This window comes from Mediterraneibacter sp. 210702-DFI.5.30, from assembly GCF_020560115.1.
Lineage (GTDB): Bacteria > Bacillota > Clostridia > Lachnospirales > Lachnospiraceae > Mediterraneibacter > Mediterraneibacter faecis.
In genome coordinates this window covers 1-15,590 of sequence record NZ_JAJCME010000008.1, presented here as the reverse complement: position 1 = coordinate 15,590, position 15,590 = coordinate 1, and the positions used below count along the sequence as shown (strand labels likewise).

Here is a 15,590-nt window from a genome sequence, read left to right as displayed (position 1 = left end):
TTTCCATCATTCTGATCGTTATAATGTTTTAATAAAAGCCTGCAAATAATGTTTTGCCACACCAACTGCCGAGGCTTCTCTCTTATATGAACAAACTTTCAGGTATCTCGCATCATGCTCAAATCCATTATATTCCATTACTTTTTTCCCTAAGGTTATCATATGATCTGCAAGATATCCCCCTACTTCTCCTCCAAGAATAATATCCATATCATATGCCATTCTCAGATTTGAAATAAGGATTGCCAGATTATTAAGATACTCTTTCCAAACCTTCACAGCCTGTCCGTCCTGCTCTTCCACCTTCTTCATAAACTGTTCCAGTGTCTCTTTGGTATCATCTGTCAGCACGCTCGCCGCACAGTAAGCATCCGCACAGCCTTGTTTTCCGCAATAACATTTCTTTCCGCCCGGAACAAGGATCATATGTCCAAATTCTCCGGCTTTCTGATTCGCTCCCGGAATCAATTTCCCGTCAATGCAAAATGCTCCTCCGAGTGTGTTATTCAATGAAAGATACAATGCATTTCTATAGTTATTTAAATCCTCTGCCATCATTGCCGCATTGGCATCATTTTCAAAATAAACCGGAAGTGAAAAGATCTGTTCCAAAAAGCTTAAACTATAATTCTCCAATTGGAGCGCATGAGATTTGATCAGCATTCGTTCTTTCGAATTAACAATTCCCGGAATTGAAATTCCGATTCCCAAGATTCGTTCTCTGTTTTCTACATCTGAAAGAAATCTTTCCAATGCTTCGCTCAATTGTAAGTAGTAAGCGGCCTCTGTTGAAAATTCTAAGCGGATCCTTTCATATTTCTCTATCTCATAGCTCAAATTCACAAGTACAAATCCTGCATGCTTAGCAGTGATCCTTATCCCAACCGCATAACGGTACGCTGGATTAATACTGATTCGTTTTGCTTTTCGCCCACCTGTAGATTCATATTCTCCGGTTTCAACCGCAATTCCATTAGCCAAGAGCTCATTCACATTCGACAATACAGTCGGCATACTAAGATTGAGATCCTTCGACAATTCCACTTTAGACGTTGCTTCGTGATTTATAATATAATTTACTATTTTTGATTTTGTAATATTTCTCTTTTCCGCTCCAACCATATCCAAGGCTCCTTTTATAAATCGTTTTATAAAAGTATCTTATCCCTTCTTTGCCGGTTTGTAAAGGTTACAAATGCATTTTATTCTTCTACTTTCACCGGATTTGTCACACTGACCTTGTGATCATACCATGTTCCCTTTTTTCCGATCAATGCAAGATCAAATTCTTTGTCCAGTGCCGGAACCGGAACGTCGAATCCATAGACCTCATCAGATGTTCCATCGCTGTAATTAATAGTATCTGTTGTAGGCTGAAGCAATTCTGCGCCGTCCTTCTGTGCATCCTCGGCAGTTCCTTCGAACAGATTGACAATATTTTTAGACACCAGACTGATATGAATTGTCATTTTCCCATCCTCTACTGTCAGTGTTCCTTTTCCATCCATTGCTTCATTCACATGGAACATAGAGCTGTCTGTTTGGAACTCTGCTGTATATGTTCCGTCTTCCAGTGCTGCCTGCTCCTCATCTGCCTTATCTGCAGAATCCTCTTTTGTATCCGCCTGTTCTGTCTGTGCTTTTCCACTGTCTTTAGCCTCTGTGCTATTTCCACATCCTGTAAATACAGATGCGATCATAGAAACAGAAATTAATACCATTAATAACTTCTTTTTCATCTAAATCCTTCCTTTCATTAATTCAAAAAAGGTCATGCCATTCCCTTTTCTCTGAACAAGCATGACCTTCTCAATATCTTCTTACAAATTACTCTGCATCAATTGCAGCCTGTGTATGTGCTACATACAGCTGCTGGATTGCCTGGATCTCTCCTAAACCTGCAATCTGAGTATCAATGCTGTCAAATGCTCCTGATGCCTCAAACTGGCTCTTCCAGGAATCATCGTCATCTCCGGCCATATCGTTGTTCGCATGGTCTCCTGCAACAACCATCAGCGGACGAAGGATTACTTTCTTATATCCTGCTTCTTTCAGTTTCTCAATCACTGCCTCGCAGGATGTATCTTCCGGCTCACCCTCTACAGTTCCGATAAATACATTGTCATATCCAAGCTGTTCCATCTGTGTCTGCATCTGAGAATAACTTACCTTTGCAGTATGAGATGTACCATGTCCCATGAATACAAATGCTGTTCCGTCTTCTTTCACTGCATCTAAACTATCAAATCCGGCGTCTTTCACTGCCTCTGCTGTGATTGCTTCCGCTACTGCTGCCTTGTCTGCATTGATAACAGTTGCATCAGCTCCAACTTCTCCAAGGAGCGGCTCTGCGATCTTAACAGATTCAAATTTATCTTTATATCCCTCTACTGCTGCTGTAAGTTCATCATACTCTGCACCATGCATCAGATGTGTTGGCTGTACAACGAGGTTCTTTACGCCATTGTCAACCGCTCTCTGCAATGCCTGATCCACATTGTCGATCTTCTCACCATCACGAGCCTGTACATGATTGATAATGATCTGTGCTGTAAATGCTCTTCTTACAGACCAGTCCGGATTTGCTGCCTGGATTGCTTTCTCAATACCACCGATATCTGTCGCACGGCTGTCATTGAAGGATGTTCCAAAACTTACTACAAGGATTTCATTTTCACCAATCTCATCAGCATTGAGCGGATCATCCTTGGATGCATCTCCTGTATCTCTTCCGAAATAATCCGGATCCGCATTCTCTCCCTCAACAAGTTCTTTCTGTGCATCTGTCAGTGCATCCCATGCTTCTTTCGCTGCTGTACACTGCTCATCTGTCTTGTCTGTTCTTTCCTGGACATAAATGTCATCGATCAGCTTCGCAACTTTATCTGCTGCTTCCTGATCACTGTCCTGTTTAGACTCTGTCTTTGTTGTGTCAGTGTTGTTGTCGCCCTTTGATCCACATCCTGCAATCATGGACACACTAAGTGTTGCTGCCAGTAAAACCATTAATACTTTCTTTTTCATTGTCATCCTCCTGATTTCTTATTCTCAGAAATGAAAACACCCTCGAATCAAACGAGGGTACGCAAAGAAAAACCGGTGATCATTTACAATCTATCTGTAAATAATTACTGCAGTCTAAATCATTTTCTTTCGTACGGCCAATTCCTCGTGGCATGAATTCTTCATTCCTGTACTGCGAAAGGCAGGTCTCCCGGCTGATCGTTCAAATGCTTCTGCTTCACCTTCCCGGTCTCCCAGTGGTCTCAAAACACAAGCTCACGAAATACGGTGACGAGTTCGTACAGGATTCTCACCTGTTTCCCTTTTCACCAGTCCAGATTTCCCACGTCGTTCCTCTGATCATTCATAATCAGGACGCCATCATCCATCTGACTGACACCTCACGCATCTGTATTAAATTATATGTTACAACGGGGTCATTCTATCACACTTACACAAATGCGTCAAGAAATGTTATAAATTGGAGGATTTGGCCTCATTTCCGACTTTGATTTCCTCAGCAAAAATGATACAATATCCCTCAGAGACAAAATTTGTAACTAAGGTGGTTTATTATTATGAAAGAATCTAATAGCCAGGCATTTCGTCGTGGTTTTCGCGATGGAATTCCGATCGGACTTGGATATCTTGCGGTCTCCTTTTCAATCGGTATTGCCGCAAGAAATATCGGCCTGAATGCATTTCAGGGATTCCTTATGAGTCTGTTAAATAATGCATCTGCCGGAGAGTATGCCGGACTGACTGTAATTGCTGCAAACTCTCCTTATATTGAGGTCGCAATTGTCACATTGATCACGAATGCACGTTATCTTCTGATGAGCTGTGCCATGAGTCAGCGTTTAAGTCCCGACCTTTCGTTAGGACACCGTCTGCTGATGAGTTATGATATCACAGACGAACTTTTTGGAATTGCGATCAGCAGACCAGGTACTTTAAATCCTTATTATACCTATGGCGCGATGGTAACTCCGCTTCCGGGCTGGGCTTTTGGAACTATGCTCGGTGTCATTGCCGGAAATATCATGTCACCGCGTATGGTCAGTGCATTTAGTGTTGCCCTCTTTGGAATGTTTATCGCTATCATCATTCCTCCTTCGAAGCAGAATAAAGTCGTTGCGGGACTGGTTACTCTTGCATTTATCTCAAGCTTCGCAGCAACTTGCCTGCCTTGGATCTCCACTCTGTCGGATGGTACCAGAACAATTATACTGACCGTCGTACTTTCAGCCGGAGCAGCATTCTTCTTCCCTATACCGACAGAAGATGAAACTTCAGCTTCAACTAAGCAATAATAAAAACGTAACTGTTCAATTACTCAGAAGGAATAAAAATTATGACACACAATATTTATATTTATATTCTTATCATGGGCGGTATCTCTTATTTAATCCGCGTACTGCCGATGACCTTGATTCGAAAACCTTTGAAGAACCAGTTTCTTCAGTCCTTTCTATACTATGTACCTTATGTCACACTAGCAGTGATGACATTCCCGGCGATCCTTCATGCCACACAGTCTCCAATCTCCGGAGTTCTCGCTCTCGTTGTTGGAGTTGTAGCCGCATGGTGTGGTGCCGGCCTGCTGCCGGTCGCAGTTCTTTGCTGCGCAGTTGTATTTATTGCAGAGCTTTTCTTGTAGAGTGATCTTATAGATTTTAGTAACTGTCGATGCCCTTTTTTCTGCCATTGATGCTTTTTTCGCTACCGTCGATACCCTTTTTCGTTTGGCGAAATGAATTATCTTAATTTTCTGACATTTAAGACAATTTCTTTAAAAAGTCTAACGCAAAAATATCAAAAAAGGGGTTGCATTTTTCTGTAGCTTTGATATAATAACCATGTTGTTTGAAACAAGCAACAAACAAAACTCAAGTAATGCGGAATGGTGTAATTGGCAGCACAGCAGACTCTGACTCTGTTAGTAGGGGTTCAAGTCCCTTTTCCGTAGCTGGGAATTTGCTTCGGCAAGTTCCCTATTTTATCGGAGTGTGGCTCAGTTTGGTAGAGCGCTACGTTCGGGACGTAGAGGTCGCAAGTTCGAATCTTGTCACTCCGATGTTTTAAGAGATTACAATTTGTAATCTCTTTTTTGTTATAGTCTCTTTGTTATTAAGTCAATATTATAAACAAAATGCGTTGACCTCAAATTCACAAAAATGAAAATCGGTCAACGCACCATCATTATCTATTCATCAAATCTTTATTTTAGCTCCCCATCAAATACAACGGTTGCCGGTCCTGTCATATAAACTGTGTTCTTCTCCTGATCCCACTGAATCTCCAAATCTCCGCCAAGAAGCTTTACAGTTACTTCATCTTCTGTCAATCCATTCAGAATACAGGAAACAGCTACAGCACATGCTCCTGTTCCGCAGGCAAGTGTCTCCGCAGATCCTCTCTCCCAAACACGCATCTGTACAGTATGTCTATCCAGTACTTTTACAAACTCTGTGTTCACACGTCTTGGAAATCTCTCATGGCTTTCGAATTTTGGTCCGATTTCTTCAATCGGAAGATTATCAACATCATCTACATAAACAACTGCGTGCGGATTTCCCATAGATACGCAAGTCATACGATATTCTTTTCCATCCACAAGAATCGGTTCATCTACAGCTTTATCTCCCTCAGCCACAACCGGAATTTCTGCCGGTGTCAAGATTGGGCTTCCCATATCAACTCGAACCTTCGCAACTTTTCCATTTTCTACGAAAAGCTGAAGTGTTTTGATTCCTGCTAAAGTCTCAACTGTAATCTCTGTTTTGTCAGTCAGACCGTAATCATACATATATTTTCCAACACAGCGAACTCCATTTCCACACATTTCTCCTCTGGAGCCATCCGCATTATACATGGCCATCTCACAGTCTGCCACTTCCGACGGACAGATCAGGATCAATCCATCGGATCCTATTCCAAAATGTCTGTCACTCACCTGGATTGCCAACGCTGATGGATCTTCTACCTTCTCTTCAAAACAGTTTACATACACATAATCATTTCCAATTCCCTGCATTTTTGTAAATTTCATTCTCTTCTCCGTTCCACTGTCATCACTGACAGTCCTCTCATTTGTTATTGTTTACAGCACTTCTTATTCGTTACTGTTAACAGCTGCCTCTTATTCATTCATAATTGTCAGCACCATCTGTGCTGTTTCGAGCATATTAGTCCCACTTTCCATACTGCTCTTCTGTAAATATCGATGTGCTTCCTCTTCTGACATGTTATTTCGTTCTATCAGAAGCGCTTTCGCCTGATCGATTATCTTTCTCTGAGAATCGTCTCTCTTTCGTATCGTTTCTCTGCGCTTTCTTCTCTTCCTGCTCTGTGTCTGCTGAATCATTTCAACGGTATTTACCAAATCATAAACTTTGATTGGGAGTGGAAGTCCTACAACCCCATCCGGCAGTCCATCCATCCACTTATCCGCTGAAGCCACCAAAAGCATGTCAAACGTATCCGGAAGAGATTCTCGTAAATCTGTATACTGCATATCTTGAAACCGATAACCACACACGACAATTCCATCGTTCCAGTTATCAGCATACTGCAAAACCTTAGCTCCTGTCAAACATACCGCAGATACTTCAATACCCGCACGAACCAAACTATTACGGATATTTACTGCATTTTCCCTCTTTGGAAAAACGACAATAATGTTGCTCATATCTGCTCACCTCTTCCGCTAACTACTCTTCTATCAATCCGTTCTCTCTAAATGCCAAATGCCAGGATACCTGAACTACAGCCTGTAAAGATAATGATCGATCTCCCAGTCTGTCACCTGCATACAATATTCTTTATATTCTTTCTTATTTGCTTTTATGATCTTCTCGGCAAGCTCTTTCCCTAATACGCTGATCAGCAGTTCATCTTTCTCAAGCTCTGCTGTAGCAGCCCCAAGCGTTCTCGGCAGTTCTTCCACTTGAAGTTCATCTCTTCTTTCCTGCGTCATCTTCTGAATATTTTCATCAATATTCTTCGGAGGCATGATCTGATTCTTAATTCCATCCAGTCCCGCTTTCAGAAGTACTGCAAGTGCCAGATATGGATTCGCCGTAGCATCCGGACTGCGAAGTTCCAGTCTTGAATTGTCTTCTTTCTCCATAGACACACGGATCAAAGGTCCTCTTGTCTTAGCTGACCATCCCATATAAACGGGTGCTTCATACCCCGGCACAAAACGTTTATAAGAATTGATCGTTGGATTTGTAATACAGGTGATTGCCTTCATATGTTTCATCAAGCCACCAATAAAATAATATCCTTCCTGACTGAGTCCGTTCTCATCCTCTGCGTTATAAAGTGCATTTGTTCCATCGTTTTTATATAAAGACAAATTAATGTGCATTCCTGACCCATAAGTCTCACTCTTCGGCTTTGGCATAAATGTCGCGTGCAGACCGTGTCGTTTTGCGATTGTCTTGACAACCATCTTAAATGTCATCAGATTATCTGCTGTAATCATCGCCTCATCGTAGTGAAAGTCGATTTCATGTTGCGCCGGCGCAATCTCATGATGTGAGGAAATAATCTCAAACCCCATATCTTCTAATGTTAAGATCATATCTCTTCTCGCATTTTCTCCAAGATCCAATGGCCCTACATCAAAATATCCTCCCTGCTCGTGAGTTACTGTTGTCGGTCTACCGTCATCATCTGTATGGAAAAGAAAGAACTCGCATTCCGGGCCGACATTCATCGTATATCCCATCTCTTTCGCCTCCGCAACAGCCTTTCTGAGTACATAACGCGGATCTCCTTCATACGGTGTTCCATCTTTTTTATACACATCACAGATCAGTCTTGCAACTTTTCCCTGCTGTGGTCTCCATGGAAAGATTTCAAATGTACTCAAATCCGGATATAAATACATATCTGATTCTTCCTCATCTGCAACCCCTTCCAAGGAAGAAACATCAAACATACAGCGGTTATCCAACGCTTTTTCAAGCTGTCCTACTGTTACCGCCATATTTTTCATCGTTCCAAAAATATCTGTAAACTGCAATCTGATGAAAGCGACATCTTCTTCCTCTACTATGTGAAAAATATCATCTCTTGTATAGTTATGCATTATTTTTCGACCTCCTTTATCATAAACTGATACGATAAAAGGGCGTTCTCCACCTAAGTTGGAAACGCCCTTGTTTCTGTGTTACATTATAATGATTGACTGTTTTCTTGTCAATTATTTCTGAATCAGTTCAAGAACTTCTTCTTTTACAGGCATTGCTTTGATCGCACCCTTCTTTGTTGTTACAAGTGCTGCTGCCGCATTCGCAAATGTCAGCATCTCTCCTAACTGTTCCTCTGTCAGATTCTCAAAATCATGATCAACCAGATAATTCAAAGAACTTCCACAGAAAGTATCTCCTGCACCGGTTGTCTCAATTGCTTTCACTGAAAATCCCGGTCTCTCTACGCGCATGCCTTTGTAATAAGCTCTACTTCCGTCTTTTCCCATAGTCAGAAGAATCAGCGGAATATTGTATGTCTCCTGCAGATATGCGATTCCCTCATCATAGTCTTCCTTACCGGATACAAACTGAATTTCATTATCAGAGATCTTCAGGATATCACATTTTCCAAATCCATACTCCATCTGCTCTTTTGCAAGATCAAGAGAGCTCCACAGCGGCGGTCTCAGATTTGGATCAAAGGATACAAGGCAACCATTTGCTTTTGCTGTTTCTACCGCTTTCTTTGTCGCTTCACGCACACCTTCATGTGTCATAGAAAGTGTTCCAAAATGAAAGACTTTTGTATCTTTTACTACTTCTGGATTCACTTCATCTGCAGTAAGCATCATATCCGCTCCCGGATTACGGTAAAATGAGAATTCTCTGTCTCCATCTGGGAATGTATGTACAAATGCGAGTGTTGTATTCACATTTTCGTCAACCATCAGATTGGAGGCATCGATTCCGGCTTCCGTAATCGTATCTCTTAATAACGCTCCGAACTGATCTTTTCCAACTTTTCCTATAAATGCTGTCTTCTTTCCCATCTTGTTCAGAAGTGCCAGCACATTACACGGTGCACCTCCCGGGCAAGCCTCAAACATATTGTTTCCCTGCTCGCTTTGTCCATTCATTGTAAAATCAATCAGAAGCTCTCCTAATGCGATTACATCATATTTCTTTGCCATGAAGTTCTCCTCCCATTTCTTGTTTTATTACTTTGTCTTATTGCTTGTCTTAATTAAAATATACTAACTCTTCAATTGGTTCTGCAGGCTCAATATTCTCTGCCTCAAGCACCGGTCCTTCTCCGCCGTATACGGACAGATTCGCATAACGCACTTTTGCACGAATTTTTACCCAGTCTCCCGCATTCAGTTTCGGCGCATAAGCGCTTCTGCAAACATATCCAAGGAAAGATGTATCATCTGCGCAGCAAGTCATTGCCATACGCCCCGGATAGAATACCTTAGATGGAAATGATTTTGGTTTCATAACCTTTGCAACAAATTCTACAGCTTTTCCTTTATAGCGCTCCGGATGCTCCTGCATATCAATATACCAGATACCATAATCTTCTCTTGGAATCTCAATCACAGGTGCTTTGAGATCATATGGTACTTCGTCTTCAAAGATATTGTCTACCTCACCGTTCTCATCCTCAAAGATTACTTCTGCCTGAGGGCTTACAACCTTAACACTTCTGCGGTATCCTGCCAACGGTTTCTTATCCTCGCAACGGTTGAACAGAACAAGCTCTGCGCCCTTTACCATCTCTACAAACAGTGGTTTTAAGTTTGTCAGATACATCTGAAAAGTACTTGCATCTACCGTTGTGATCTTCTGCTCAATAGCCCATCCTGCCGGAAGCTTCATCTTCTCAAATTCACTCACCTGCCACATACCGTTATACTCGATAACCACACGTTCCGGCTTGTGCTTCTTATTCATCTCTTCCAGCCATTCTTCTGTCAGATCTTCTTTATCTTCTACAGTCTCAATAACGACACCATACTTCAGCAATTCTCTCGGATCATACTCTTCTTCTCCCTCTTCACAAAGAATCAGAAGTGTCTTGCCGTCGATCTGGAAGTAGTCCTGTGACAATGTAAAATTCAGAAACTGTGTCTTTCCACTATCAAGAAAACCTGTCATCAGATAAACCATAACATCTGGCTCTTTCATCATATCTATCTCCATTCCGTCTCCCTTTCGCAGAAGACATCTGTTATTACATAATGTTACGTAGCCCCCTATGGGGTACTGCTTTGCTTATCCTTTTTATTTCAGCTTAAATAATTCTGCAAGCTTGTCTTCGTTAAGCTCTGCTCCGATCACACAGATTCTTCCTGTGTATTCCGGTGCTCCTGTTCTTACTTCATGTTCCTCCGGAACCATATCAAAGTAAATCCACTCACCATCTGCACCTGCAACCATTCCTTTTGCACGAAGTACATTTCCGTAAGAGCCGTCCTCTTCAAGAGTCTTCAGAATTGCACTGACCTCATCCTTTGTATAAGTATGAATTGTCTCTTTACCCCAGCTTGTGAATACCTCATCTGCATGATGATGACCCTCATGATCGTGGTGATGATGGTGTCCACAGCCGCAGCTGCACTCTCCATCATGATGATGGTGCTCATGCTCATGTTCTTCATGATCGTGGTGGTGATGCTCATGTTCATGTTCTTCATGATCATGGTGGTGATGCTCGTGTTCACACTCTTCATGGTCATGGTGATGATGCTCGTGTTCATGCTCATGTGCCTCTTCAGCTACTTCTGCAAGCAATTCCTCTTCCAGAGATTTGCTTGATTCCATTGTCTCAAGAATCTTCTCACCCGGAAGCTGCTCGATTGGTGTTGTAATGATTGGAGCTTTTTCATTCAGTTCTCTTAACAGTGCAACGCTTTCCTGAATCTTCTCCGGTTTCGCTTTATCTGTACGGCTTAAAATAACTGCACCTGCATATTCAATCTGATTGCTGAAAAATTCGCCAAAGTTCTTACGGTAAATCTTGCACTTTGTTACATCTACAACTGTTGTAAAGCTATTGAGCTCTGCATCAATCTCACCCTGAACATCCTGTACAGCCTTGATTACATCAGAAAGCTTTCCAACTCCTGATGGCTCAATCAGAATACGATCCGGATGATAAGTATCTACGACCTCATGAAGAGATTTTCCAAAATCTCCAACCAGTGAACAACAGATACATCCTGAATTCATCTCACGAATCTCAATTCCTGCTTCCTTCAAAAATCCACCATCAATACCGATCTCTCCAAATTCATTCTCGATCAATACAACCTGCTCTCCCTTGTATGCGTCAGAAAGAAGCTTCTTAATTAAAGTTGTCTTTCCTGCTCCAAGAAATCCTGAAATAATGTCAATCTTTGTCATTGTTCTCTTCTCCTCTTTCTATTATTTCAAATCCAATTCAACCGGGCAATGATCTGATCCCATAATATCTGTAAGTATCTTCGCATCGTCCAGTCTGTCCTTTAAACTTTCCGAGACACAGAAGTAGTCTATACGCCAGCCTGCATTCTTCGCCCTGGCACTGAAACGATAAGACCACCAGGAATAGATTCCTGTCTGCTCCGGATAAAAGTACCGGAATGTATCAATAAATCCGGCATCCAGAAGTTCAGTAAACTTCTGTCTTTCCTCATCCGTAAAACCTGCATTCTTACGGTTGGTCTTCGGATTCTTAAGATCAATCTCTTTGTGCGCTACATTCATATCTCCAGTCACAATCACCGGTTTTGTCTCTTCTAACTTCTTCAGATAAGTACGGAAGTCATCCTCCCACTTCATTCTGTAATCTAACCTTGCCAGCCCATTCTGAGAATTCGGTGTGTATACTGTGACGAAATAAAACTCTTCAAATTCACACGTAATCACACGTCCTTCCTGGTCATGCTCCTCAATACCGATTCCATAACTCACCGACAATGGTTCTTTCTTTGTAAACACAGCTGTTCCGGAATATCCCTTCTTCACAGCATAATTCCAATACTGATAATAGCCTTCTAATTCCAGATTTAGCTGTCCTTCCTGCATCTTCGTCTCTTGAATACAGAAGATATCCGCATCTGCCTCATGAAAGAAATCAAGAAATCCTTTCTGTACACAGGCACGAATACCATTTACATTCCATGATATTAATTTCAATACGCTGCATCCTCCCTTTCAAGAGTGTTGCTGTTCACCGTCCATTCGCCAACTCTTCCGTGAATAATCAGCAACTTTCCATAACCGAATCAATAATACACCTCATCAAGGAATAACCCTCTTGCAGGTGCTAAAAATCCAGCCTGACTTCTATCTTTTGATTTCAAAGGTTCCTTCACACTCTCTATGCTTCGTGCTCCGGTTCCAACTTCCAGCAAAGTTCCTGTCAAAATCCTTACCATATGGTAAAGAAATCCTGTTCCTTCATATTGAATATTGACTTTGCTTCCTTGTCCGCAAATCATTATAGCATAAATTGTTCTTTTTGTGGACTTTTCATCCTTTTTATCTGTATATCCGGCAAACTCATACGTGCCAATCAACAATTGTGCTGCCTTTCTCATCGCATCTAAATCCAATCTCTGCGGAAAATGATATGTATATCGTCTTGTGAATACATCTGGTTTCTCCGCCAAATCCAGCTGATAAATGTATCTTTTTCCAACTGCACTTTTTCTCGCATGAAATCCATTCCTCACAAGCTCTGCATCTAAAATCCGAATATCTTCAGGTAATCTTGAATTTATCTTTTCTGTAAAAAATCCATCCTCCACCCGACCAGAAAGAACTACTGTTGCAGTCTGTCCATTCGCATGAACACCTGCATCTGTTCGTCCTGAACCATCAATCTCCACTGGATATCCTGCCACTGACGAAATTGTTCGCTCCAGAGTTCCCTGCAAAGTGTTCTCTGTGTTTGCCTGTCTCTGCCATCCCTGATATGCAGTTCCGTCATAAGCAATTGTTAATTTATAAGTTCTCATTCTCGCCTCCCGTGTAACATACTAACATTCTCCGAAAGATTGAAATCGGTTATACTCACGAACAGAGTATAACCGATTTTTATTATCTTAGAAATTTCTTCAATTCATCCATAAATGTATTCGCATCTTTGAACTCTCTGTAGACAGATGCAAATCTGACATATGCAACCGGATCCAATGTCTTCAGATTCTCCATAACAATTTCACCAATCTCACTGCTTGGGATTTCTTTCTCTTCACGATTAAAAATTGACAGTTCAATCGCATCAATTGTCTTTTGAATCTCTTCAGCCGGAACCGGACGCTTGTAGCATGCATTCAGAACTCCATTCTCTATCTTCGCTCTTTCATACTGTTCACGGTTATTATCTTTCTTAATTACAATCAGTGGAATTGTCTCTACCTTTTCATAAGTTGTAAAACGCTTACCACATTCATCACAGGAACGTCTTCTTCTGATAGAACTATTATCCTCTGCTGGTCTGGAATCAATCACTCTTGTATCTGGATTGCCACAATATGGACACTTCATATAATCCACTCCGCCTTTCCACGTATCTTATTGCCTTCATTATACACAATGTCTAATATTTTTGCAAAAACTTTTCTTCTTTAATTTCCACAAGAATAATATCCGGTCCAATCTTCTTTATACATGCAAATGGTATCACATATTCGCTATCCGTTCCAAAGAATCCACAGAACTTTGCCGGTCCCGGAACAATCAATGCTTCTATCGCACCGGAGCATACATTTATCTGCAGATCTACTACACCTCCAAGGCACTTGCCATTGCAGATATTCACAACTTCCTTTTCCTTCAATTCGCAAAATCTCATAGGCATTATTCCATGATTGCCGATATTTTCTCTTAACTATTCTATGCATGAAATCAGAATCTGTTGTATAATAAAAGAAGTCTCCTTTCTGTCTGATCGTAAGACTTCTTTTTCCCTTAAAAGCTTGTCCGATAAATCGGCAATGCATTGATTACCGGTTCCTCATATGGATGTACCTCTTTAATTACCTGAATTGTTTCATCCACTTTTTCTGTAAATACAGTCACTTCAACTTTCACTTCCGGCTCACAACTAATCTCTCCTACATTTCCAATGTAAGGAGAAGTTCCATCTAATGGTCTCCAGTAACTGGTGACCTTGGAGCAGGACATACAGGAATCATAATTTCCTATATGACCGGCATCTACTGACTGCAATGCTTTCTGTAGCTGCGAAATATGTGTTTCTGGAATAAAGATTTCTAATTTGCAATACTTGAAATCCATGCGACACACCTCCTCAATGCACAAACAAAATTTATATCAAAATCCCATCGCAATGATCTATTTCATGCTGAATGATCTGAGCCGTCCATCCACTGTATTTTTCTCTTTTCTTTTTGAAATTCATATCCTGATATTCAACTTCTATTTCCTGATAACGTCTGCAGCTTCGCACTCCATCCAATGACAGACAACCTTCTTCCGTCTCATAAGCGCCTGTGCGTTTCACGATTTTCGGATTAAACATAGCAATATTAAACAACCCCATATTCACTGCAATGATTCTCTTTTTTACTCCGATCATATTCGCAGCCATTCCTACACAGCCTGCTTCATTTGCTTTCAGTGTATCCAGCAGATCTATTGCCACCTGCTTATCCGCTTCTGTTGCCAATTCTGATTTCTGATTTAAGAAAAATATGTCTCTCATAATAGGCTTAATCATACTATTTTACTTCCTTTCCATTCCCTGCAAACCATTCTGTTTCTATAGAAATTTTTTCTTCTGTCGCTAAGCTTACATAATATTCATCTATACATCTTGTCTCAATAAAATATTCCTTTGCTTTTTCATTTTCCCATTCTTTGCTAAATCCAATGCCTTTTACTTTCAGCTTCGCTTCTAGTTCTGTCCATAATTGAGTAAATATCCGGTCTTTTTCCTCCCCACAAAGTTCAGACATTGCATTTTGTATTTCATTCGAAAATATCTTCTTCGCTGTAGCTTCATGATACGGACGCACACGTTCAATATCAATGCCTACTTCCTGATCAGCAATCGCTAGAACTACATATTTACCGCTATGTGACAGGTTAAAATGTTTTCTCGCATCCACAAGCATCGGCTTCCCATTTTTATTCATTACAAGCTGAGCATCATTTTCTACACCTAAATACTCCTTTAAAAGATATCCCGCTATCAGCTCCTGTTTTTTATCCGTTTCTCTCTTATGCTTCTGATACTTTTCAACATATCTTTGTGCTATCTGTGAGAGAATCCACTCTTCCTTACATGATATTTTTTCTATATCAGCTATTATGATTCTTCCCTTGGTCATTTATTGTCCCATCTTTTCTATATACTTTTTTCAAGAATGCCACCAGCATTTTTGCCGTGAGACACACTATCCTCATCTGATATATACATATAGCAAAATCTTTTCTTTGTCAAGAAACTTGATTTTTTTGCAAGAAAAAAACAGCGCTTTCGCACTGCTTCTCATTCCTGTCTATATATCATGTACCTTCAAAACTACATACAGTCAAAACCAACATCATCATCCAAACCTATCACTGCTTTGGTTATGCCCTCGACCT

At 41.0% G+C, this 15,590-nt stretch carries 18 protein-coding genes, 2 tRNA genes and 1 riboswitch; of the genes, 4 read left to right on the top strand and 16 right to left on the bottom strand.

All coding sequences use genetic code 11. From position 1 onward, the window contains the following. Positions 1-18: 18 nt before the first annotated feature. The 3 genes from LI126_RS09795 to LI126_RS09785 form a co-directional block, all read right to left on the bottom strand. A complete protein-coding gene (locus tag LI126_RS09795) occupies positions 19-1,122 on the bottom strand; it encodes an ROK family transcriptional regulator (RefSeq protein ID WP_055173155.1) in 1,104 nt (367 codons plus the stop codon). An 80-nt stretch (positions 1,123-1,202) separates the two neighbouring features. After that, positions 1,203-1,739, bottom strand: a complete 537-nt coding sequence (locus LI126_RS09790) for a hypothetical protein (RefSeq protein WP_015529928.1) — start codon at positions 1,737-1,739, stop codon at positions 1,203-1,205. 88 nt (positions 1,740-1,827) lie between these two features. After that, entirely contained in the window at positions 1,828-3,024 is a 1,197-nt protein-coding gene (locus LI126_RS09785; protein WP_055173153.1) for a sirohydrochlorin cobaltochelatase, read from the bottom strand. A gap of 163 nt (positions 3,025-3,187) precedes the next feature. Then, positions 3,188-3,376, bottom strand: a riboswitch (cobalamin riboswitch). A gap of 205 nt (positions 3,377-3,581) precedes the next feature. Between LI126_RS09785 and LI126_RS09780 the strand changes: the two genes are divergently transcribed. The 4 genes from LI126_RS09780 (at position 3,582) to LI126_RS09765 (ending at position 5,080) form a co-directional block, all read left to right on the top strand. After that, positions 3,582-4,316 (top strand): AzlC family ABC transporter permease, encoded by a 735-nt coding sequence (locus LI126_RS09780; protein WP_020436582.1) that lies wholly within the window; start codon positions 3,582-3,584, stop codon positions 4,314-4,316. A gap of 41 nt (positions 4,317-4,357) precedes the next feature. After that, on the top strand, positions 4,358-4,663 hold the full coding sequence (locus LI126_RS09775; protein WP_015529925.1) for an AzlD domain-containing protein: 306 nt from the start codon (positions 4,358-4,360) through the stop codon (positions 4,661-4,663). 237 nt (positions 4,664-4,900) lie between these two features. Further along, a tRNA-Gln gene (locus LI126_RS09770) sits at positions 4,901-4,972 on the top strand. A 34-nt stretch (positions 4,973-5,006) separates the two neighbouring features. Beyond that, positions 5,007-5,080, top strand: a tRNA-Pro gene (locus LI126_RS09765). Between the two features lie 144 nt (positions 5,081-5,224). Here LI126_RS09765 and dapF read toward each other — a convergent pair. The 13 genes from dapF to LI126_RS09700 form a co-directional block, all read right to left on the bottom strand. Beyond that, positions 5,225-6,055, bottom strand: a complete 831-nt coding sequence (dapF, locus tag LI126_RS09760; protein ID WP_227165280.1) for a diaminopimelate epimerase — start codon at positions 6,053-6,055, stop codon at positions 5,225-5,227. Between the two features lie 90 nt (positions 6,056-6,145). Continuing rightward, positions 6,146-6,694: an ANTAR domain-containing response regulator gene (locus tag LI126_RS09755; RefSeq protein ID WP_015529923.1), complete on the bottom strand. Its 549-nt coding sequence runs from the start codon at positions 6,692-6,694 to the stop codon at positions 6,146-6,148. A gap of 75 nt (positions 6,695-6,769) precedes the next feature. Further along, the gene (gene glnA, locus LI126_RS09750) at positions 6,770-8,104 is read right to left on the bottom strand and encodes a type I glutamate--ammonia ligase (RefSeq protein ID WP_015529922.1); all 1,335 of its coding nucleotides are present in this window, start codon (positions 8,102-8,104) and stop codon (positions 6,770-6,772) included. A 114-nt stretch (positions 8,105-8,218) separates the two neighbouring features. Beyond that, positions 8,219-9,178 (bottom strand): carbohydrate kinase family protein, encoded by a 960-nt coding sequence (locus tag LI126_RS09745; protein WP_015529921.1) that lies wholly within the window; start codon positions 9,176-9,178, stop codon positions 8,219-8,221. A 49-nt stretch (positions 9,179-9,227) separates the two neighbouring features. Further along, entirely contained in the window at positions 9,228-10,175 is a 948-nt protein-coding gene (locus LI126_RS09740) for a TIGR03943 family putative permease subunit (protein ID WP_196020678.1), read from the bottom strand. Positions 10,176-10,271: 96 nt separating this feature from the next. Then, on the bottom strand, positions 10,272-11,393 hold the full coding sequence (locus LI126_RS09735) for a CobW family GTP-binding protein (protein WP_055146444.1): 1,122 nt from the start codon (positions 11,391-11,393) through the stop codon (positions 10,272-10,274). Positions 11,394-11,414: 21 nt separating this feature from the next. Then, the gene (locus LI126_RS09730) at positions 11,415-12,167 is read right to left on the bottom strand and encodes an exodeoxyribonuclease III (RefSeq protein ID WP_054751846.1); all 753 of its coding nucleotides are present in this window, start codon (positions 12,165-12,167) and stop codon (positions 11,415-11,417) included. A gap of 89 nt (positions 12,168-12,256) precedes the next feature. Then, a complete protein-coding gene (gene truA, locus LI126_RS09725) occupies positions 12,257-12,991 on the bottom strand; it encodes a tRNA pseudouridine(38-40) synthase TruA (RefSeq protein WP_055146441.1) in 735 nt (244 codons plus the stop codon). 82 nt (positions 12,992-13,073) lie between these two features. After that, positions 13,074-13,523: a transcriptional regulator NrdR gene (nrdR, locus tag LI126_RS09720; protein WP_015529917.1), complete on the bottom strand. Its 450-nt coding sequence runs from the start codon at positions 13,521-13,523 to the stop codon at positions 13,074-13,076. A 52-nt stretch (positions 13,524-13,575) separates the two neighbouring features. Then, positions 13,576-13,830, bottom strand: a complete 255-nt coding sequence (locus LI126_RS09715) for a PRC-barrel domain-containing protein (protein WP_055146438.1) — start codon at positions 13,828-13,830, stop codon at positions 13,576-13,578. Between the two features lie 116 nt (positions 13,831-13,946). Further along, on the bottom strand, positions 13,947-14,276 hold the full coding sequence (gene cutA, locus LI126_RS09710) for a divalent cation tolerance protein CutA (protein ID WP_055146435.1): 330 nt from the start codon (positions 14,274-14,276) through the stop codon (positions 13,947-13,949). A 31-nt stretch (positions 14,277-14,307) separates the two neighbouring features. Beyond that, positions 14,308-14,718, bottom strand: coding sequence for a peptide deformylase (locus LI126_RS09705; protein WP_055146432.1), 411 nt, complete (start codon positions 14,716-14,718; stop codon positions 14,308-14,310). A 1-nt stretch (position 14,719) separates the two neighbouring features. Next, positions 14,720-15,331: a 4'-phosphopantetheinyl transferase family protein gene (locus tag LI126_RS09700; RefSeq protein WP_015529912.1), complete on the bottom strand. Its 612-nt coding sequence runs from the start codon at positions 15,329-15,331 to the stop codon at positions 14,720-14,722. Positions 15,332-15,590 lie beyond the last annotated feature (259 nt).

Excerpts from the sequence above, each read along its gene's own strand:
- nrdR (WP_015529917.1), bottom strand. The coding sequence starts at position 13,523 with ATGAAGTGTCCATATTGTGGCAATCCAGATACAAGAGTGATTGATTCC.
- truA (WP_055146441.1), bottom strand. The coding sequence starts at position 12,991 with ATGAGAACTTATAAATTAACAATTGCTTATGACGGAACTGCATATCAG.
- dapF (WP_227165280.1), bottom strand. The coding sequence starts at position 6,055 with ATGAAATTTACAAAAATGCAGGGAATTGGAAATGATTATGTGTATGTA.
- LI126_RS09705 (WP_055146432.1), bottom strand. The coding sequence starts at position 14,718 with ATGATTAAGCCTATTATGAGAGACATATTTTTCTTAAATCAGAAATCA.
- LI126_RS09740 (WP_196020678.1), bottom strand. The coding sequence starts at position 10,175 with ATGAAAGAGCCAGATGTTATGGTTTATCTGATGACAGGTTTTCTTGAT.
- LI126_RS09775 (WP_015529925.1), top strand. The coding sequence starts at position 4,358 with ATGACACACAATATTTATATTTATATTCTTATCATGGGCGGTATCTCT.
- LI126_RS09795 (WP_055173155.1), bottom strand. The coding sequence starts at position 1,122 with ATGGTTGGAGCGGAAAAGAGAAATATTACAAAATCAAAAATAGTAAAT.
- LI126_RS09715 (WP_055146438.1), bottom strand. The coding sequence starts at position 13,830 with ATGAGATTTTGCGAATTGAAGGAAAAGGAAGTTGTGAATATCTGCAAT.
- LI126_RS09755 (WP_015529923.1), bottom strand. The coding sequence starts at position 6,694 with ATGAGCAACATTATTGTCGTTTTTCCAAAGAGGGAAAATGCAGTAAAT.
- cutA (WP_055146435.1), bottom strand. The coding sequence starts at position 14,276 with ATGGATTTCAAGTATTGCAAATTAGAAATCTTTATTCCAGAAACACAT.
- LI126_RS09790 (WP_015529928.1), bottom strand. The coding sequence starts at position 1,739 with ATGAAAAAGAAGTTATTAATGGTATTAATTTCTGTTTCTATGATCGCA.
- glnA (WP_015529922.1), bottom strand. The coding sequence starts at position 8,104 with ATGCATAACTATACAAGAGATGATATTTTTCACATAGTAGAGGAAGAA.
- LI126_RS09785 (WP_055173153.1), bottom strand. The coding sequence starts at position 3,024 with ATGAAAAAGAAAGTATTAATGGTTTTACTGGCAGCAACACTTAGTGTG.
- LI126_RS09700 (WP_015529912.1), bottom strand. The coding sequence starts at position 15,331 with ATGACCAAGGGAAGAATCATAATAGCTGATATAGAAAAAATATCATGT.
- LI126_RS09745 (WP_015529921.1), bottom strand. The coding sequence starts at position 9,178 with ATGGCAAAGAAATATGATGTAATCGCATTAGGAGAGCTTCTGATTGAT.
- LI126_RS09780 (WP_020436582.1), top strand. The coding sequence starts at position 3,582 with ATGAAAGAATCTAATAGCCAGGCATTTCGTCGTGGTTTTCGCGATGGA.
- LI126_RS09735 (WP_055146444.1), bottom strand. The coding sequence starts at position 11,393 with ATGACAAAGATTGACATTATTTCAGGATTTCTTGGAGCAGGAAAGACA.